Origin of the sequence: Streptomyces sp. NBC_01571 (assembly GCF_026339875.1) — a bacterium.
In the GTDB taxonomy this organism is placed as follows: domain Bacteria; phylum Actinomycetota; class Actinomycetes; order Streptomycetales; family Streptomycetaceae; genus Streptomyces.
In genome coordinates, this window is sequence record NZ_JAPEPZ010000001.1 from 2,254,295 (window position 1) to 2,273,575 (window position 19,281).

The following is a 19,281-nucleotide window of genomic DNA, read 5'->3' on the forward strand; positions in this document are numbered from 1 at the left end:
AGTCGCAATAAGGGTTACCCGCGCCGGTCGGCGGACAGTCCGCCGCGTGCGTCACTCTGTGGACAGCTCGGCGCGCACCTCCCGGGCCGCAGCGACCAGGTGCTCCAGGGAGGCGCGGACCTCGGGCCAGCCGCGGGTCTTCAGACCACAGTCGGGGTTAACCCACAGGCGCTCGGCGGGAATGGCCTTGAGGCCGGTGCGCAGCAGGTCGGCGGCCTCCGCGACGCTCGGCACCCGCGGGGAGTGGATGTCGTACACGCCCGGCCCGGCCTCGCGCGGGTAGCCGTGCGCCGCCAGCTCCCGGGCGACCTGCATGTGGGAGCGGGCGGCTTCCAGGCTGATGACGTCGGCGTCGAGGTCGTCGATGGCCTGGACGATGTCGCCGAACTCGGCGTAGCACATATGGGTGTGGATCTGCGTGTCCGGCCGCACGACGCTGGTGGTGAGCCGGAACGCGTCCGTGGCCCAGGCGAGGTAGTCCGGGCGGTCGGCGGCCCGCAGCGGCAGGGTCTCGCGCAGTGCCGGTTCGTCGACCTGGATGACCGAAGTCCCGGCTGTCTCAAGGTCGTTCACCTCGTCGCGCAGGGCGAGGGCGACCTGGCGGGCCGTGTCGGCGAGGGGCTGGTCGTCGCGGACGAAGGACCAGGCGAGCATGGTGACCGGCCCGGTCAGCATGCCCTTGACCGGGCGGGAGGTGAGGGACTGGGCGTACGTCGTCCAGCGCACGGTCATCGGTTCGGGGCGGGAGATGTCGCCGGCCAGGATCGGCGGGCGGACGTAGCGGGTGCCGTAGGACTGGACCCAGCCGTGCTGCGTGGTGAGGTAGCCGGTGAGCTGCTCGGCGAAGTACTGGACCATGTCGTTGCGTTCGGGCTCGCCGTGCACCAGGACGTCGATGCCGGTCTTCTCCTGGAAGGAGACGACCTCCTGGATCTCGGCCTTGACGCGCTCCTCGTATCCGGTGCTGTCGATTCGCCCGGTGCGCAGGTCGGCGCGGGCGAGGCGCAGTTCGTCGGTCTGCGGGAACGAGCCGATGGTCGTCGTCGGCAGCAACGGCAGTCGGAGATGGGCGCGTTGGGCGGCGGCGCGCTGGCGGTACGGGTAGGAGCGGCGGGCGTCGAAAGCTGTGACGGCCGCGGCGCGGGCGCGCACGGCGGGGTCGCGGGTGATCGGTGAACTGGCCCGGGAGGCCAGGTCGGCGCGGTTGGCGGCCAGTTCGGCCGTGATGGTGCCGGTGCCCTGGGCGAGACCCTTGGCGAGGGTGACGATCTCGGTGGTCTTCTGCCGGGCGAAGGCCAGCCAGCGCCGGATCTGCGGCTCGATGTCGCGCTCGGCGGACGCGTCGAGAGGGACGTGGAGGAGCGAGCAGGAGGCGGCGACGTCGACCCGGTCGGCGAGCCCGAGGAGCGTGCCGAGGGTGGACAGGGACTTCGCCAGGTCGTTGATCCAGATGTTGCGGCCGTTGACGACCCCAGCGATCAGCCGCTTGCCGGGCAGTCCGCCGACGGCGGCCAGGGCGTCCAGGCTGGCCGCGGCGGCCTCCGTGAAGTCCAGGGCCAGTCCTTCGACGGGGGCCTTGGCGAGCACGGGCAGGGCGTCGCCGAGGCGGTCGAAGTAGGAGGCGACCAGGAGCTTCGGGCGGTCGGGGAGGGCGCCGAGGTCGCGGTAGGCGCGGGAAGCGGCGTTCAGCTCGGCCGGGGTGCGGTCCTCGACCAGGACGGGCTCGTCCAGCTGCACCCACTCCGCGCCCGCCGCGCGCAGGTCCGCGAGGACCTCGGCGTACACCGGGAGCAGCCGGTCCAGGAGGGTGAGCGGGTCGAAACCGGCCGGGGCGTCGGAGGCGGGCTTGGCGAGCAGCAGGTAGGTGACCGGGCCGACGAGGACGGGCCGGGCGGCGAGCCCCAGCGCCAGGGCTTCCCTCAGCTCACCGACCTGCTTCGCCGAGTCGGCCGCGAACACCGTGTCCGGGCCCAGCTCCGGCACGAGGTAGTGGTAGTTGGTGTCGAACCACTTCGTCATCTCCAGCGGCGCGGTGTCCTGGGTGCCGCGGGCCATGGCGAAATACCCGTCGAGGGCATCGGCGTCGACGGCGGCGCGGTGCCGCGCGGGGATCGCGCCGACCATGACGCTGGTGTCGAGGACGTGGTCGTAGTACGAGAAGTCACCGGTCGGGACCTCGTGGACGCCGGCGTCGGCCAGATGCCGCCAGTTGGCGCGGCGGATGCCGGCGGCGATCTCCTGGAGGGCGTCGGCACTGACGCGGCCCTTCCAGTAGCCCTCGATCGCCTTCTTCAGTTCCCGGTTCGGCCCCTGCCGGGGGTAACCGTGGACGGTGGCCCGTACTGCCGCGGCTGCGGACTTGGCTGTCACGAAACTCTCCTTCGCGAGCTCTGGACGAGAGCGACCCCGGAGGGTGCGCAGACGCGAAGGGACGACAGACCGGACGAGCCACGACACGCGTGCCCGCCGGATATGTACGCCGACCCGCCCACGAGGTCACCGGGATCTCCGCGCACGGCCGTCCGCGCGCGGGCAGCGGCAGGTCTTCGGACTCACGGGCACGCCTCGTTCTTCTCCGAGGCACCTACTGGCCGTCGCTTCCCGGGCCCGTCGCTTCCAGGCCCAGTGCGTATGACGGCGGTCGTTCCCGCTCACCGCTGCGGGGCAGTCCCGGATTCCCACCGGGTTCCCTCTTACGACGCGCCTGCCTGGCGGGCAGGGCGAACCAGCTGCACGGTCAGCGTACACACCGGACCGAGGGGGCGGGCGACCGTGGGAGCACCGTCGCCCGCGCCGAGATGGCCTCAACTGCAGGACCCGTACGGCGCGGTGCCGCTGGCAGGGGTGTGGAGGCTGCGGACGGTGCCGTCAGCGGCGAGCTGCGTGCGCAGCCGCTGGATCTCCTCGTGCTGGGCGGCCAGCCGGGAGATCGCCAGGGTCTGGAACTCGGTCAGCTCTGCGATCTTCTCGTCGCGCCTGGTGAGCCGTTCCCTCAACTCGGCGTTGCGCGTCCTGAGGCGTTCGATCTGCGCAGTGCGGGGGTCGACGATCTCTCCGGCGTCCTGGAGCTGCTTCACCCGCCGCTCGAACTCCTCGGCGAGATGCTGGTAGGCACCGGGCCGGGGGGAGTTGTCGCGGTTCCTCCTGGGATAGAAGCCGGTCCGGGCGACGCCGGCCAGCGCGGCGAGGGTCTTGAGATCGGCCTTGCCACCGGGCGGGAGGTTCCCGCTCAGGATCTGGTCCATCGCCGTGCGGATCGCGGCCTCGTTGCGGTCCTTGTCGTCCTCGGTGAGCCGTGCCATCTCAGGCCACCTCCTCGAGGGCAGTCCCGGCGTGGGCGTCGATCTCGGCGACGACCCGCGTGGCCCGTTCGCGCTCGGGCAGCAGCCGGGCCTTCTCACCCTTGGCGATGCGGGGGCTGTCCAGGAGGGCATCGATCGTGGTGATCGTCCCGATCCACACGGGCCGCTGGCTGCGGTGGTGGGTGGCCTGGGGGCAGCGGGCCGAGTCGCACAGCCCCACCAGGGGACGTGTCGCGTCCGGGGTTCCCGCCAGACGCAGGCACAGAGCCTTGGACGGATCGCGAAACCAGCAGAAGTTGGCCGGCCCGATGTGCAGCGTCTTCGCCAGCTTGCGCAGGAGACTCTCCAGGTGGCGGTCGTCGGTGAGGACCTTCGGGTCGGTCCGGGCCGCGTCCTTGAGCTGGGCGTCCACATGGCGCAGCGCGTCGATCAGACCGCGAGCTCCAGGACCGGCGGGCATGATTCCCGCCTGCGCGTCGCGAAATGCCTGTACGGTCAGCTTCATGTGGTGCTCTTCCTCGGCTGTGTGCATCTCGGCGTGGAAATGGCGCTGGGACCCTCCGGGGCGGGTCTAATGGTGGAGTCGGGTATTGGAACCGTCCGAATACCCTCCCGGCGGGGAGGCGGGAACGGATCACAGCGGCGCCAGGATCATGAGGATCTCGTCGCGGTCGTCATCTGGAGCGAGCCGAAGGGCGCCAGGCCATCGTCCGATCTCCTTCCAGCCGAGACGGCCGTAGAAGTCTTCGAGCCCGACCCCGCCCCGTGCAGCGAGGTGCAGCTGCTTGAGGTTCATCTCGTCGCGGGCGATCTCACGGGCCCGGTTCATCAGCGCAGTGCCGATAGAGCGACCGCGGAAACTGGTGTGGCTCTGGAGGTGGTTGATGGTGCCCCAGTGCGCGACGACCGGGCTTATGTCGCGGCGGATGTTCAGCCAGCCAGCGAGGCTGCCGTCGATGACGGCGCGGAACCTGTCAAAGCGATCAAGGCAGGTAGATCGTTTTAACGCTGTGCTGGGATCAGTGGGCCGTCTGGTGCCGGCTGGTTGATCCAGGCCGCTGCGGGGAGCTTGGGGGGCTCGGGTGGTTTGCGGACGAAGCGTTCGGGGTGCTTCGCGTAGACCGCCTGGAGGACGTCGGCACGCATCTCGCGGAGCTGCTCGGCGAGACCGAAGTGCACGTCGTAGGGCGTGTGCAGGCCGATTCCGGAGTGCCGATGCTCCTCGTTGTACCAGGTGAAGAAGTGGGTGCACCACGCCCGGGCGTCCTCGAGGGATCCGAAACGCTCGGGAAAGTCGTGCCGGTATTTCAGGGTCTTGTACTGGCTCTCGCTGTACGGGTTGTCGTTCGACGTCTTCGGCCGCGAATGCGACTTGGTGACGCCGAGACCGGCCATCATCTGGGCAACGTTCTGCGCGACCATCGGGGACCCGCGGTCCGAGTGGATCGTCAACTGTCCTGGTTCGATACCGTACTTGGCGATCGACTCGGACAGGAACCGCTCCGCGAGGTCCTTGTTCTCGTGCGCGGCGATCATCCAGCCGACCGTGTAGCGGCTGAAGATGTCGATGACCGTGTAGAGGCAGTAGTAGACGCCCTTGACCGGCCCCTTCAGCTTCGTGATGTCCCAACTCCACACCCGGTTCGGGCCCTCGGCGACCAGCTCGGGAACGGTCCGGGGCGGGTGGACGGCCTGGCGGCGGCGTTCACGGACCTCGCCGTGCCGTCGCAGGAGCCGGTACATCGTCGACTCCGAGCACAGGTAGACACCCCGGTCCAGGAGCACCGCGTAGATCTCGGCGGGCGCCATGTCGGCGAACTCCGGGCAATGGAGCACATCGAGGACCCGTATCTCCTCCTCGGGCGCGAGAGCGCGGGGGTGTCGGCGCCGTTCTGGCCGCGGCTTGGCCGGGGCGGGGCTTCGGCGGTGTCGGCGGTAGTAGGTGGCACGGCTCACGCCGAGCGCGGCGCATGCCTGGACGCGTCCGACCAGCCCGGTGAGCTCTTCAAGAGCCTGGTTGCGGGCGGTGTTGAACGCCACGGCCGCGAACTGGGCCCCGGTCACCGGTTCTTCTCGCCGTTCCTGTTCGGGGCGCTGTCCGTGGCGAACTGGTCGAGCAGCGCGGAGAGTTTTCCCTGGACCTCGATGACGGTGCGGGCCTTCGCGAGGTCGGCTTCCAGGCGGGCCTTCTCCGCCTTCAGCTTCGCGATCTCCTTGTCCCTCGGGTCCGCCTTCGGCCGTCCGGCCGACGCGGCGAGCGCGTCCCGGGCGCCCTTGTCCCGTTGCTGCCGCCACGTCGTGATCAACGACGAGTACAGACCCTCCCGCCGCAGCAGAGCGCCCTTGTCCTTCTTGTCCAACGTCTCGTACTCCGCGAGGATTCTCGCCTTGTACTCCGCGGTATACCGGCGCGGACCGGTCGAACGGGCTTCTACCTGCGGATCAGGGGTCCCGTGGTCATTCGTGCTGGCCACCCGGGCACTACTCCTTCTCCGCCCTCGACTCAATGAATCATCCAGTATGCCTGACTCGATCTACTTTGACAGAGAGGGGCGAGGAGGAGTCGGCTGCTATCGGGATCGAGGTCGGCGATGAGCCGGTCGGCGACGGGAGTGACGTGGTCTGTGTCGACGGGCGGGAAGGGGAACCCGGCGGCCCCGCCGGCGTTGGTGACCGTGATCCAGCAGTCGATCAGTTCGCGTTTCAGTTCTGCTGTGATCTCGTGCGGGCGGACGATCTGGTGAAAGACAGGGGTGTTCGTACTGGTCATAACGGGAAGTCTCGCTTTCGGGTCGGTCAAGGTTGGGCTTTCGAGTTGTGCTGGTCACGGTTCCGCTGGGCGACGTCTGAGGCGTAGGCGGCCCAGTCCCCGGCTGATGCTTGCTGCCATTGGACGGCGACTTTGATGTGGACTCCGAGCATCCGGGCGAGGATCGCGGCGGGGACTTCGGTGGCGAGAGTGAACAGCGCGGTGGAACGGTCCTGTTTGGGCCGGATCCCAATTCGGTGAAGGCGTTTGCCGATCTGGCTGTCGGTGAGGGGGAGCCCTGGATGGCCGCCCGGGAACAGCCAGGGAACGTCGTCCGGGGTGCCGATCTTGGCCTTGCCGCGGCGGGTCGTGACGAGCTCGCGGACCAGGCTGGCCAGTGGTGTGGGGAGGACGACTGGCGAGGTGCCGAAGGTGATGGAGACGGTGTCCCCGTCGATGTGGACGTCGTCGACGGTGAGTTGGCTGATGGTGGCGATCTTCTGTGCGTAGAGGATCAGCAGCAGTCCGGCGACGCGGTCTGGGGTCGGCAGTGTGTCGTCGTTGAGGAGGCGCCGGGCGTCGGCCCAGCGTTTCTCGCTGTCGATGACGCCCTGTGGGCCTGTCCAGCGGAGGGTGCCGTAGGTGAGTCCGCGGGCATGCCGGTGCTGTACCGACCAGCGCACGAAGTGGCCGGTCTCGTCGCGGTAGCTGACCGTGGCATCGGCCATCCAACGTTCCAGGTCCGGCTGGGTGCAGGTCCCCAGCGTGAGCCCTTCGCTGTTGAGCCAGGTGAGGAAGCTGTCGGCTGCGGTGACGTGGCAGCGAACGTTCAGATCCTGGAGTCGAGTCGCGTGGCCTTCGCCGAGGCGTCGTCGGAGCCGACGCATGTGGTGCCAGACCGCGTAGCCGTGCAGGATCCGGCGCTCGGCGAGATCGGTGCGGGCCTGGACTGTCTCGGCGATCCATTTCTCGAGGGCGATAAGCCGTTCGTCACGAGGCGGGAGGGTGCCGGTCGCGACCAGGACACTGCGCAGGTGGGCCAGCACTTTGCCTGGGGGGAGTTCGTCGAGGACCTCGTGGGTGACGGGCCTTTCGTCGCGTCCTATGCGCTCGAGGAGGTCGCGGGCCTTCGAGCGGGAGACCCAGGCGATGGCGACGTCCGGGCGCTCGGCACTCGTCAATGCCTCGCGAAACGGGGCGAGTTCGGGACGGAGGGCTCCGGTGGCGTTGCCGAGGAGGTCGCGTACTTGCTGGTCGAGGACGCATCGCTGACAGGGGCGGGGACTGAGCTGCCAGGTGGTGGTGCAGACCGGGCAGCGGCCCCAGAAGTCGGGGTCGGGGTTGGTGCACTTCGCGCACAACGGCGCCTCCCAGGTGCCGCCGCGGGCCTGGGCGACGGTGCCGCAGCCTCTGCAGGCCACCCATCGGTGCTGGCAGCGTTCGCACCACGGCTGGCCGGTGGCCCGGGACATCTCGCAGGGCACCGTCCGTCCACAGATGCCGCACTCAGCGGTGATCCTCGGTCGGCAGTTGTTGCAGCGTGGGCCGTCGGGCAGCCGGTTCGCGACCGGCATGCGTCGGCGGCAGCCGACGCACTCCTCCAGGTTGTCGGGCTGTCTGATCATGCAGTTCGGACACAGCGGCCGGCCCTCGGAGTCGCGGGTGGCGGGCTCACGCACGGCGCCGCAGCCGGAACACGGGACGGCCGCGTGGCGGGCGAAGCAGGCCCGGCAGATCCTCTTGCCCTCCAGCAGTTTGGACAGTGCCTTCACCCCGTAACAGCGCGGGCAGGCCGGCCGGACGACCTTGGTCGCCCCGGCCGCGACGAGCTCATCGATGAACCGCAGGGCAGCAGGAGTAGGGGCTTCGTAACCGGCCCCGGTCAGCAGCTCGGGGCGGGCGACGACGGCCCAGGCCAGGCGGCGCTGCCCGGCGGGCCGGACGGTGGCGCATCCGAGCGCGGTCAGGATCGCGTCGGCATCGAGTGCGGGATCGAGGTTCGTTATGAGTTCGGTGAGTTCCCGAATCGGATCGCCGTCGGTGTCGGGGCAGTTCTGGCAACGGGGCTCGCCGTTGCGGTCCCGGCTGACGACGCGTCGTTCTTCGTGGCAGCCCGCGCAGATGGCTGGCTTGTCGAAGCAGGGTGAGCAGCCCCATCGTCCTCCGGTGCTGCTGCCGACGTAGCGGCATGCGCGGCCGCACTCGCCGCAGCGGGGCAGTGCGACGTCCTGGGCGCCGGCGTCGTGCAGGGACATCAGTAGTTTTGCGACGCAGTAGGGCGCCGGTGGCTGGCCGGTCCGCAGCAGCGACGGGTCGTCGTGCAGGGCCTGGGCGAGGCTGCGGCGGCCCGCTCGTGCGCGTACGACTGTGAGGACGATGTCGCGGACACGCTCGGCGGGCAGGTGCTTTTCGACGTTCCCGACCAGCCGCACGACCAGGCCGACCGGATCCGCGACGACCTCCTCGGCAAGACCGGTCACCGGTCGACTCCGCTGATCCGGGCCCGCCGGGGCCGCAGATCGCCTACTCCTTCGGAGACCGACGTCCCGCCTGCGGCAGCCTTCTTCGGCTTCGTCGCGGAGCCGGCAGCGGCGATGGGTTCGATGAGGTCGTCCATGGTGCAGTCGAGGATGTCGAGCAGGGCCATGAGGATCTTCAGGCTGAGGCGTTCGGGCCGCTCGACGACGAGCCGGTAGACCTGGCTCGACGACAGCGTGATGCCGCGTTCCTTCAGCGGCGGGATGAGGTCGGTGGTGGAGAACATCCCGCGGTCCGCCATGACCTTGCGCAGGTGCCAGTGATAGTCGAGCTTGGCGGCCATCATCAGGTCCTTCCTCGTCAGACGCCGGCGAACGCCGGGGCCAGGGCCTTGCTCAGGGCAGTGTTCATGAAGTCGTCGCTGACGTGCGTGTAGATGGCCGTGGAGCTGTCGCACTCGTGACCGACTTGCTGCTGGATGAAGCGTCGGTCCACCCCGTCCTCGGTCAGATGCGTGACGTAAGAATGACGAATTGAGTGCGGAACTAGATCTTTTGGGAGCTTTAGGGCGTCCCGGTATGCCTCGAACCGGTCGTTGATGGAACTGGGCTGTAGGCGTCCCCCGCGTTCGGTGATCCACAGTGCTGGGTGATCGGGGAAACCGAAGCGCGGCCGGACGTTCTCGACGTAGTCCTCGACCGCCTCGACGGCCCAGTCCATCACCGACAGCACGTTCCGCCGACGTGGCGGCTGACCCTTCTTTGCCTTGCCGTAGCGGACGTTGAGCGTGCCGTACCGGCCGAACTGGCGAGCCTTCGGGTTCCGTCCGAAGTCGACCACGTCCAGCTTCGATGTCTCGGTCCGGCGGAGGCCCCAGCCGTAGATGACCTTGAAGAGGGTGGCGTCGCGGTAGGCGGCGAGGGCGCCCTTGCGCTTGGACTTCACGGCGCGTGCGACCTGGTCGTCGGCGTAGTCGAGGAACCGCTGCAGCTCTTCGCGGCTGAACGGCCGTGCTTCTGGGTCGCCTTCGTAGTCCTGCAGGTGGGGCAGGGTGTTCCACTCGTGTGCGACCGCCACAGGGTGGGCGCCGAAGGCTTCCTCGCAGGCGGGGCCCCAGCCGTAGCGGCCATCGATGAGGAACTCGGTGAACAGCCGAATGTCGCCCTGGTAGCTGCGGAGCGTGGACGGCGCCAAATGCTTCTCGCTCGTCAACGAGGCAGACCACTCGTCCATGTGGGCCGGCGTCCACTGCCACGGGTAGTCGTTCGCGAACTCGAGGAACCGGCGGACGAGCCGTTCCCTGGGGTCGATCGTCTCGTCCTTCAGCCCTCGCGACTTCTGCTGAGCCCGCCAGCCCCGCAGCATCGCGTCGAACATCGCGTCCTCCGGACGCAGCTGAACCACCCCGGACACGAGCTCCATGCGAGCCGACCCGGCCAGGACCACCTTCTGCTGATGCACCACTCCAGACCATCCCTTCTGGAGGGCAGATCATGCATCAAACGGGATGGCCTCGGCAACATGCCTGCTCAGACCGCTAGTTCGTAGTAACGTCGGAGACCGCGAAGCCGTCGCTGTGAGCTGGCGACCTGCGACTTCTCGCCCGTCTGATGCAATTCCCGAGGGTCCGCGTAGCCCTCGGTTGTGGCTACTGAAATGTGCTTCAGCGCGATCTTCGCCGCTAGCAGTCCTCCGGGGCGCTCGGCGATCGACAGTGCGAGCGTGCGACGCAGCATCCTGGGGCTCGTCGGGCCTTGGGGGGATCACGGGAAGCCCCCAGCGCTCCCGGTTTCCAGTGCGCTCCAGCCAGCTACGCAGATTCTGTACCCGGGCACTCAGGCTGACGGAGCCGAACAGGGAGGCACCCCGCGGGCGGCGCACCAGCCGTTCAGCGAGGGCGACGGCCCGGTCGACCTGTTCGATGACCACCCACTCGTCGGGCACGCCGCCGAAGCGCTTCCCCTTGATCAGGCGGCCCGCGAGCCCGTACCGGATGCCCCCTGCCGGCACGCTGCGGGACCGGCGGCAGCCCACCGAGAGCTCCAGCAGTTCGCTGGTCCGCATCCCTGAAAGCGCCGAGGTCAGCACCAGGCAGGCGGTGACCACGTAGTTCGCCATGAGCTGGAGGTCCTCCTCACCCAACGGGGCAGTCCACGGGACGCGTTCGCTGTCGTCCCCACGGGCGACAAGTGCGGCCTGACGCGCCCAAGGCCGTTCGATTCCCACCTCCACGGCCAGCTCCCGGATCTCCGGCAGGACCTGCTCGCGCGCGTACTCGTTGAAGACGCTGGCCCCGGCCATACGCGCGAGCCGCCCCCAGGCGAGATGAGCCAGCGGATCCGTTCCGAATCGTCCGACGCGTCGGTTCACCATGTCGATGGAGAGCGCCGGCAACGGTTCGCCAGCGGCTCTGAGGCGGGCGAGGACCTGGCGCACGGCGGGCACGCGCTCCTTGGTGACTGCGGGCAGGCGCTGACCGGATTCGGCATCCGCACGGACCTCGTCGAGGAGGCGGGCCAGGAGCGGGCCTACGACGTCGACCAGGTACAGGCAGGTGGCCAGCAGCGGTTGCAGAATGTGATCGGGAACCGGTGGGACGCGGTTGCCACCGCTCTTGCTGAGTCCCACCACGGCCGAGGCCGACTTGCCCTCCCATGGGGCGAAGCCCTCGGCGTACCGGTCGCTCGACAGCAACTCACCGTAGAGAACGGGCAACTGCACAGCGCGGACGACCTCGGCCATGGTGTCGGGTTCCAGGCGCCGCCGGGGTTCCCCGGGGACCGGCACGCTCCAGTGCCGTTCTTCGAGGTAGCGCTCGCACAGATGCTGGGTGACATCGCCGAGGCGGGTGATGCCGTGGCTGGTCAGCCAGTTGAACCAATCGGTGAACTGCTGCAGGAACCGGAAGCAGGTCCGCGGACTGCGGAGCGACCGGATCGCGTGCGCGCACTCAAGAACGGCTTGGTGCTGCGGCGCCAACAGCGCCATGAGAATCTCCTTGGCCACCGTGCGCCAGCGCGGGTTGCGGATCTCCGTGAACTCCCAGATCAGCTCGTGGTCCTTGACCATCCGGTGCGCGTCGAGGAGAGCGGACAGCACCCATCGATCCTGGTCGAACAGGACACGCACAGCACCGGATGCCAGGCGCAGTCCGGCGGTCTCGCACACATCCAGGCCGGTGAAGGCCGAGGCCGAACGGCGTGGCCGGGCGGCCGGCGCGGGAGGACGAGGCATCATGCGGTGATCTCCTCGGGCCGGAGGGGGAGCTGTATCTCGTCGTCGTTGGCGACTTCCTGTTCGCCCTTCGTCCTCGCCTCGGCGGACAGCTTGGGGAGGATCTCGCGGGTCAGACGGTCGGCGTACGGGCCGAAAACGCGCAGGTAGTTCTCGGTGGGCATCTGCCGGAACTGGCGGGCGAAGAAGGCGTCCAGCCGTAGCAAATTCGCGGCGTGGCGCGGTAGGAAGACAGCCAGGGGGCACAACAGGCAGACCCATGGGCGTGCGGGCCAGGGCTGGCCGACGGGCCCGTGGACGCCGGCCAGCTGGTCGACGCAGGCGGCGGTGAACACGTCCCGTTCACCGCCGACCAGTTCCCTGATCGCGGCGGCATCCAGTCCGAGCCGCTTCACCTCGTTGGGGAACTCCTCGGCGAACTGGGCTGCTTTCGCGGTCGTCAGGACGACCGGCGGCAGAGCCTTGCGCAGCACATCCGCCATCCCGTCCTCGATGACCGACTCGACGGCGTCGAGCTGGGCCGGAGTGGTCGGGGTGACGTAGTGGTCGCCTTCGGTCCGGGGTGTGTGGTTCGGGTCGATGGTGGCCCGGCCGGTCCAGCCTCTCCTGGCGAGCCGCTCTTCGTACGTGGCCCGGATCCGGCCGCGGTGGACGGCAAGGGGTTTGCCGGTGTCGTCCATGAGGCCCAAGTCCTGGACGAGTACCTGCTGCGGCCGGGCAGTCGGGGCCGTGCCGACGAATCCCTGCGGCAGAGCAAAGGCGATCCAGAGGCGGTCACGGTACGCGGCGGGAGCGAACCGGCGCAGCGGCGCCGAGAACTCCAGCCACCGCTGCAGAAGGTGCACCGCGCGGTCGGCGATGTTCAGGCTCTCCCTCGTCGTTCGTCCCTTGAGGTAGGTCAGCAGGACCGTCGTGTCGCCGGCCCAGTCGATGCCGTCGAGGTCCAGGCCGTCGATACCGTCGGGGACTACGCCGGAGTAGACGCCGAAGAGGAGCGCGTAGGCGATCTGGACGGATCGGGTGGGGAAGAGCCCTTCCCGGACTTTGCCCACGGTGGCGCGGACGGGGTCGACGGAGCGTCTCGGTACGTATCCGCCCACATATTGCTGATATCCGTTCTCGAACGACAGCGGGCCGTCGCGGAGCATCAACCAGGCAATGTCCTCCTCGCTGTGCCGTCCGCTGACCAGAGGGTCCATGCCCCGCTTGGCCTCGGCCAGCAGGCGTTTGTGGCGGGCCCAGCTGTCGTCCACGGCCTTGCGGCACGCTGCCTCCAGCCTCTCCCACTCACCGTCGGTGTACGCCTCGTGGGCCTTGGTGACCTGGTTGGCCTGGATCGGAGCCCCTTCGAGGTAAGTCCGAACGTCCGGGTGCAGCCCACCAGTCACCTGGTCGAAGCCCTTGAGTAGCAGGCGGGTCTCCGACTCCCGAGCACGCGTGCTGGCCAGCCAGTAGCGCATGAGCACAGGCCGGGTCAGATCCGATGCCGCTCCGGTGAATCCCGCAGCGGCCAGCTTCTTCACCATCTGCCGAAGGGCGACGGCCCGGTATTCGGCGACCCGCTTTTTGCCGATGGCGCCGGTCGGATGGGTGTTCTCCGCGAGCCCCAGTGCGAGGTCCTGAGCCAGGTGAGGGTTCGGAAGGCCCTCCAGGTTGGCCGTCCACTCCGTGCCGTCGGGCAGAATGAAGTGGACGGACAACGGGTTCGTGATGACGGTCGCGGGCATCAGTCGGTCTCCTCATCGCTGAACTCGTCGGCCACTTCGCGCGTCACCGACGGGTCCGGCCCAACAGCTGTGGCCTTGTAGGCTTCGCGGAAGATCCGGTTCACGTCGAGTCGAGCGATGTAGAGCTCCGTGGACTGGACGCTCCAGTGACCCAGCAGGTCCCGCAAGATCAGCATGGGTTCGTTCTTCAGTAGGTACAGGGCCATCGCCGCGTCGTCGCCGGTGTCCGAGACCAATGCCGCGGCCCGCTGGTAGTGGCTGGTCATCAGCCACTCCAGGGTCTGCATGGCCATCGAATGACGGAGCCGATGCGGAGCTACCGTCGGGAAGCGCGGCTCATAGCGCTCGCGGATACGGGCCGAGGTACGGCGGAAGACCGTCGCCCAGTCCACGAACGGCTTGCCCGTGGACTGAAGGCCCACCAGCGGCGATTGCCCCTCCGGCGTCACCAGGCACAGGCGCTCCTGCGGCCGCAGCTTCCGCCACGACCTGCGCACGCCGTTGAAGTGAGCCCCCTCCCAGTCCGGGTTCTCTACCAGCAGCGGTGGCCCCAATTTCGCCGGTGGGCGCCACTTGAAGCCCTCTGCTGACGCCGACCGGTCGAGAACGATGTACTGGTGCATCGCGGCGAGCCGGTCGTAGTGGATCCACGTCGTGCGGTCCTTCTCGCCCTTGGTGATCGCACGTGCGAGGGGAAACAGCACCGGCAGTGTCGTCGGACGAGGAGGCAACGGTGGCACCTCGTAGATCGTCAGGTGCGTGAACTCCTTCTTCCGTAGCCCGCTGGAGAGGACCAGGCCGCCCATCGCGGAGTTCCGTGCGCCTTCGCGCGGCCGGCGGTATCGGGTATCTGGCTCTCCGTCCGGCCCCAGCCCCTCCAGGGCGCGAACGAACAGCTCGGAGAAGTCTCGCTCCAGGTGCTTGATCGTCGTGTGCGGGCGCGGCTGACGCACCTTCGCGAGGTTGCGCTCCACGTCCACCAGCACCCCCTGCGCCATGCGCTTGCCGGCCTGGTAGGTGAAGGGCACGGTCACGGGGAATCCCGCGTCGCGGGCCCACCGGTAGAAGTACGACAGGATCCCCACATGCAGGTTCCAGGTGGTGTGGTCCCACCGTGCCTCCAAGGGGCCGGCGAGCCGGTATTGCGCGTACATGCTCAGAGCCGCGCGAAGGACCCTCCGGTCGCCCATGAGGCTGACGCCCCGCTCCTTGAGGAAGACCATCCAGTCGCGGAGACAACCGGCGTTGTTCTCCCAAGTCCGCTGTGCCGGAGCTCCGTTAAGAGGAAGATCCCGTAGCCACTGGTTCACGTACACCGTCGGGCGCGGTGATCCCGGAGCATCCTCGAAGACCAGGTCATCGTCGATCAGGACCGGCATCTGGTCGCGAATGAGCGGCTGATGCGCCAGGGCCCAGGACTCCCAGCCCACCGGGGAGAAGTTGATCAGGTGCATGAGGCGGGACGGTAGGTATCCGACTCGCTCTGATGCAACAGACTGTCCAGTTCACCCCTGGGTTGCGCGGACACAAAGCAACACGAGCATTAAGCAGCGACTTGCGCGTCCTACACCCTGGCCAGGCGGGGCGACCGGGACGGGATGCGTGAGCTCACGGACGAGGCCGCCGCGATCGCCACGGAACTCGGCGGCCGCACCATGCTTCGCGACCACGGCGGGGGCTTCAGCCCCCTCACCGTGCAGCTCCACCGGATCAGCGCCGAAAACCATGCGGGTGATCCTCTGGCCGCGCTTGATGCTGCCCGCAAGATCTCGCTGAAGGCGCTGCCCAGCGTCGAACGTCGCTCTCGCGCCCTCGGTGACATCGCCGTCACCTACGACCGTCTCGGCCGCCGCAGCGACTGCGTCCGAACCCTCCTGGCGGCGGAACGATGCGCTCCCGAGGAGACCCATGCCCGCCCAGCGACGAAATCGCTGATCGCGGGCCTGCTGGTCTTCGGGCCCACATCGACCGAGCTACGCGGCCTTGCCGAGCGCAGCGGCGTTCTCGCCTGAATGCGAAGGTCCTAACCCACTGCGGAGGGCCGAAGGCCGAACCTGATCCACCGGTCGGCCCGGAAGGAGCGCGTCCGGAGAAACCGCCCAGGCCACTGGTGTCGAGCTACGCGTCCTGCGGGTCGAGGTCGGCTGCCCGGATGATCACGCGCTCGCTTGGGGCCCCGGGGACTCCCCCTGACTCACCGCCCAAGGTGGCTGCCGCCACCCGCCGCGCTCCGTCGCCCGAGCCGTGGGGACGGCAACCCCGCCCGGGCCGTCGCCGCGCACGGCGTGCTGTTCCTGGGCGCGTTCGCAAGGTCGTCCAACTACCGTCCATCACGCTCGGCTCCGGCCCGCCGGCCCTGAGCGGTCGGAGTCAGCGGTCGGGGTTTTGACGCCTGAGGAACTCCCGGGCTCCGCGAAGGCGGATGGCCAGGCGCTTTTGGGTGGCGCGGCTGTCGAGCTGAACGCAAAGTCCGCCGGGGAGGCCGCTGTCGGCACGTCGACCGGCCGGAAGCAGCGATGTGTCAAGGCCATCCCGCTGCGCAATGAGGGTGCCCAGCTCGTGACGGCTCAGGGCGTCCGGGCCGGCGAGGTGGAAGACGCCGGCAGCGTCGGAGCGGGTGATCTCCCACAGGGCGGCGGCCAGGTCCGTCACGTGGACGGGGCAGCGGATGTCGTCGGTGAACAAGGCACCCCGCCGGGTGCCGTCGGCCAGCGCGTGCACCAGCTGCTCGTGCTCGGAGTGGCCGTTGCCGATGATCAGGGAGGTGCGGGCGACGGCCGCGTCGGGGCACAGGAGGCGTACTGCGGTCTCGGCTGCCGCCTTGCCGGCCCCGTACGGGGTGAGCGGGTCCGGAAGACAGGACTCGTCATAGCGGTCGCGGCCCGTGCCGGAGAAAACGGCGTCACTGGAGACGTGTACCAGGCGGATACCGCGCTCCGCCGCGGTCAGGGCGAGGCGGATGCCGCCTTCGGCGGTGATGGTCCAGTCCGCTCCGCCGCTCGTCACGTTGATCACCGCGTCCGGAGCCACCGTGGTGAGCACCTCCTCCAGGTGGAGGGGATCGCGAAGGTCGAGATGGTGCCATGCCGCCCCGTCGTAGTCGCCGGGACGGGAATGGTACGTGGCGGCCGGGTGACGGCCCGCGGATACCGCCTGGCGTACTAGCTCGCCCCCCAGGAAGCCGCTGCCGCCGATGATCAGCACAGTCATGCCGCCTCACGCTACGGGCGAGCGCCACCGCCCAGAGCCGCTTCAGCAGAACTCACGCGTCCCCTGGAGACGGTCGCGGTGTTCAAGCGGACCCTCATGTGACGAGGCCCTGATTCTGTACGCGGTATGACTGGCAGGTGGGCGGGGTGGTGTCAGAAGGCCATGCGGGTGTCGCTTCGTGGGTCCCCGGTTACCAGATGTTCGTCGTAGAGCCCGTTCTGTGCCGAACGGCGCCAGGGCCGGGCGTAACGGAGGGCCACGTCGATGTCCGGGTCGGTCGAGTCGAGGTCGATGTCCGCGACCACGAGAGCGGGTTGCCCGTCGGCGGGGCATTGCGCCAACCACCGGCCGCCGGGTGCCACGATCCCGGACGGCACCGTAGCGCTGTACTGGGCTGGGATGGAGTAGCCGAGCCAGTAGTTGTAGAGCGTTCCGTAGGCCTGGGCGACCCGCGCCCGCGGCGCGTCGTCGACCATCACGGAGAGCAGGACGCAGTCGACGTCCAAGCGTTCGTACTCAGCGAAGAGCGGCGGGAAGTTCGCCTCGACGCACAGCGCGCAGCCGATCCGGATGCCGTCCACCTCGAAGACCAGAGGCTCGCTGCCCGGGGTGTACAGGTAGGAGACCTCGGTGTGCGACAGGAAGCGCTTGTCGTACCGCGCGACCAGCTCGCCACGGTCTGAGACGATGAACAGGCTGTTGTGGGGCCGGTTCGGGGGTGTGAGCGGGTGGATCGACCCGAACGCCGTCCACAGCCGCAGTTCCCCCGCCAGCGCAGCGATCGACTCGGCCTCTTCGCGCAGGACGTCCCAAGCGGCACGGCTCCAGTCGGCCGGGGTCAAGCCGCCGTCCGGGGCGGCCGCCATCACGTGCTTGCTCGGGTAGGTGATCGCCCCCTCAGGGAACTGCACCAGGCGCGCGCCCGCGCCGACGGCCTCAGCCATCAGGGCCCGGATCTCCTCCCCGGCCGCTCGCAGCGCGCCTCGGTCGGTGGGATCCTCCGGCACAGTGCTCTGCGCGACAGCCAGCCGCAATGTCCTCGCCATGACGTGGACGCTATGGCATCTCCACCGCCGTGGCGTGAAGCTCCGGCCGGCCCGGCCGGATCCGCGCAGTTCCTGTCCGGTTCGCTGGCTGTGACCGGTGAACTGGCACGCCGACCGCAGTGAGGGTCGGCCCACGTCCAGACCGTGACCACGTGCCTCGTCGACCTTCGGCGCCCCTTTCCACACAAAGTCCCGGCCGTAGACCCGGCGTTCTGGACCGGAGCGGCGCCGGTGGTGCCGCCGGGGTACTCGATGCCGGCAGATCGTCGTGGACTTGGTGTAGATGACGAGGCAGTCCAGGGGACGGCCAGCGGCAACGTCGATCTTCAAGTTCTCACGAACGGATCGCCGCCGTCGGCTGACGCGCACCTACGGAGGCCCGGGCGGGTCAGACGTCCGGTGGGCGGCCGGCCCGTGTCAGTCGCCACACCGTGCACCAGGACATCGCCCGCCGCTCCCCCCGCACCCCCACAAAGCCCCTCGGCGAACCCCCGCAACAGGGCGCGACCACATAGACCCCAAAGGTCACTCCACGGCGCGCCGTGCCCACCAGCATGCGACCGAGGCTCACATGCATGGCGAGCTACAGAGATTCGGGAGCCGAGGGATTCAACAGGAGGCCAATAGCGAGGGAGTAGCGACTTAACCCGAAGGACAGAAGATCTGATTGACGAGTCGATACGCCAGTCGTTAGGCTTTCAGAGTGAGCCTTGATAGGCGAACCGGAGCACCGCTCATGAGGACTTGACACACACCGGGAACCGACTCGACATCATCGCTGCAGCACAGCGTCGGCAGTGCCGCAGCTTAAGGTGCGCTCCGCGCTGACACGTGAGGACCAGCCGTCTACAAGTTCGTACGAGTTCCTGCGCTCGCTTCATGCCCGGGTGCCTCCCAGCTGACGCAGCACCCCAACAGCCCAAACGGAAGAGGTGCCATGACTAGCCCCGAAACGAACCGCACCGGCGCCGAGCGCAAGGCCATGATCGATGCGGCCATGCGGGCCCTTGAGCAGGGCGAGGTGACGCTCGACCCAGGGGAGGCGGCCCGCGTCATCGGCTGCGGCGAGAGGTGGCTACGAGATGGGGCCAACCAGCGCGGCTTCCCTCACCACCGCTTCGGCAAATTTCTGCGGTTCAGCCTCCAGGACTGCCGCGAAATCCGGGAAATTCATCACAAGATGACCCGGCCGTCGGCACTGGCCAAGGCCCGCCGCCGCAAGGCCACTCCACGTAAGTCCACTGGCAGCGGCCCGGCCACGCCGTCCACCGTCCGGTTCAAGCCCGCCGCGTGAAGCGATCCGTAAGGGTATGCCGCGACCTGCAGCCTCACCCCCACCTACTTCTCCCAGACGAAGGAACGCATAGGTCGGCTCGCTCCGCCGGACCCGCCCTGACGTGAGAAAACTCCCGGACCAGGGCGGGTTTTCCCATGCCCGGCAACCTGTGCGCCACCCCCACGCGGCTTGCGTGACCCATCAAGTGGTGGTGTGTCCGTTGCGGACGGTCCGAGTCGCGGGGGTATCCAGGCCGTTC

General features: G+C 68.7%; 16 protein-coding genes, 1 pseudogene and 1 riboswitch. Of the genes and pseudogenes, 2 read left to right on the forward strand and 15 right to left on the reverse strand.

The annotated features are described in order from the left end of the window. Positions 1-51: 51 nt before the first annotated feature. The 13 genes and pseudogenes from metE to OHB41_RS10215 all read right to left on the reverse strand — a co-directional run bounded on the left by metE (position 52) and on the right by OHB41_RS10215 (position 14,944). Positions 52-2,370, reverse strand: a complete 2,319-nt coding sequence (gene metE / locus OHB41_RS10155; RefSeq protein ID WP_266697512.1) for a 5-methyltetrahydropteroyltriglutamate--homocysteine S-methyltransferase — start codon at positions 2,368-2,370, stop codon at positions 52-54. Positions 2,371-2,520: 150 nt separating this feature from the next. After that, positions 2,521-2,746, reverse strand: a riboswitch (cobalamin riboswitch). Positions 2,747-2,804: 58 nt separating this feature from the next. Beyond that, a complete protein-coding gene (locus tag OHB41_RS10160) occupies positions 2,805-3,302 on the reverse strand; it encodes a hypothetical protein (protein WP_266697513.1) in 498 nt (165 codons plus the stop codon). A gap of 1 nt (position 3,303) precedes the next feature. Then, positions 3,304-3,807, reverse strand: coding sequence for a hypothetical protein (locus OHB41_RS10165; protein WP_266697514.1), 504 nt, complete (start codon positions 3,805-3,807; stop codon positions 3,304-3,306). Positions 3,808-3,936: 129 nt separating this feature from the next. Beyond that, positions 3,937-4,356, reverse strand: coding sequence for a GNAT family N-acetyltransferase (locus OHB41_RS10170; RefSeq protein WP_526025039.1), 420 nt, complete (start codon positions 4,354-4,356; stop codon positions 3,937-3,939). Next, a pseudogene (locus tag OHB41_RS10175) lies at positions 4,305-5,276 on the reverse strand (IS3 family transposase); the annotation flags it as partial. The pseudogene OHB41_RS10175 and the gene OHB41_RS10170, both read right to left, overlap by 52 nt. A gap of 86 nt (positions 5,277-5,362) precedes the next feature. Then, entirely contained in the window at positions 5,363-5,776 is a 414-nt protein-coding gene (locus tag OHB41_RS10180; protein ID WP_266697455.1) for a transposase, read from the reverse strand. Between the two features lie 29 nt (positions 5,777-5,805). Beyond that, positions 5,806-6,072 (reverse strand): hypothetical protein, encoded by a 267-nt coding sequence (locus tag OHB41_RS10185; protein ID WP_266697516.1) that lies wholly within the window; start codon positions 6,070-6,072, stop codon positions 5,806-5,808. Between the two features lie 26 nt (positions 6,073-6,098). After that, entirely contained in the window at positions 6,099-8,531 is a 2,433-nt protein-coding gene (locus tag OHB41_RS10190) for a site-specific integrase (RefSeq protein ID WP_266697517.1), read from the reverse strand. Next, positions 8,528-8,875 (reverse strand): helix-turn-helix domain-containing protein, encoded by a 348-nt coding sequence (locus OHB41_RS10195; RefSeq protein WP_526024906.1) that lies wholly within the window; start codon positions 8,873-8,875, stop codon positions 8,528-8,530. The genes OHB41_RS10190 and OHB41_RS10195 overlap by 4 nt, the downstream gene beginning before the upstream one ends. A 14-nt stretch (positions 8,876-8,889) precedes the next feature. Then, positions 8,890-9,993 carry a tyrosine-type recombinase/integrase gene (locus OHB41_RS10200; RefSeq protein WP_266697518.1) on the reverse strand — a complete coding sequence of 368 codons (1,104 nt, stop codon included), beginning with the start codon at positions 9,991-9,993 and terminating at the stop codon, positions 8,890-8,892. Positions 9,994-10,020: 27 nt separating this feature from the next. Next, complete coding sequence (locus tag OHB41_RS10205; protein ID WP_266697519.1) at positions 10,021-11,697, reverse strand: hypothetical protein; 1,677 nt, start codon at positions 11,695-11,697, stop codon at positions 10,021-10,023. A gap of 65 nt (positions 11,698-11,762) precedes the next feature. Then, positions 11,763-13,490, reverse strand: coding sequence for a hypothetical protein (locus tag OHB41_RS10210; RefSeq protein ID WP_266697520.1), 1,728 nt, complete (start codon positions 13,488-13,490; stop codon positions 11,763-11,765). Then, positions 13,490-14,944 carry a site-specific integrase gene (locus OHB41_RS10215; RefSeq protein WP_266697521.1) on the reverse strand — a complete coding sequence of 485 codons (1,455 nt, stop codon included), beginning with the start codon at positions 14,942-14,944 and terminating at the stop codon, positions 13,490-13,492. Before OHB41_RS10215 ends, OHB41_RS10210 begins: the two co-directional genes overlap by 1 nt. Positions 14,945-15,088: 144 nt before the next feature. Here OHB41_RS10215 and OHB41_RS10220 point away from each other — a divergent pair, with 144 nt between their 5' ends. Next, positions 15,089-15,502: a hypothetical protein gene (locus OHB41_RS10220; protein ID WP_234490834.1), complete on the forward strand. Its 414-nt coding sequence runs from the start codon at positions 15,089-15,091 to the stop codon at positions 15,500-15,502. 358 nt (positions 15,503-15,860) lie between these two features. On the opposite strand, the gene OHB41_RS10225 is transcribed toward OHB41_RS10220, so the two are convergent. Together OHB41_RS10225 and OHB41_RS10230 are read right to left on the reverse strand one after the other, a co-directional pair. Beyond that, complete coding sequence (locus OHB41_RS10225; protein WP_266697522.1) at positions 15,861-16,700, reverse strand: SDR family oxidoreductase; 840 nt, start codon at positions 16,698-16,700, stop codon at positions 15,861-15,863. Between the two features lie 152 nt (positions 16,701-16,852). Further along, positions 16,853-17,746, reverse strand: coding sequence for a carbon-nitrogen hydrolase family protein (locus tag OHB41_RS10230; protein ID WP_266697523.1), 894 nt, complete (start codon positions 17,744-17,746; stop codon positions 16,853-16,855). Between the two features lie 937 nt (positions 17,747-18,683). On the opposite strand from OHB41_RS10230, the gene OHB41_RS10240 reads away from it, so the two are divergent. Continuing rightward, positions 18,684-19,040, forward strand: coding sequence for a helix-turn-helix domain-containing protein (locus OHB41_RS10240; RefSeq protein ID WP_006378952.1), 357 nt, complete (start codon positions 18,684-18,686; stop codon positions 19,038-19,040). Positions 19,041-19,281: the final 241 nt, after the last annotated feature.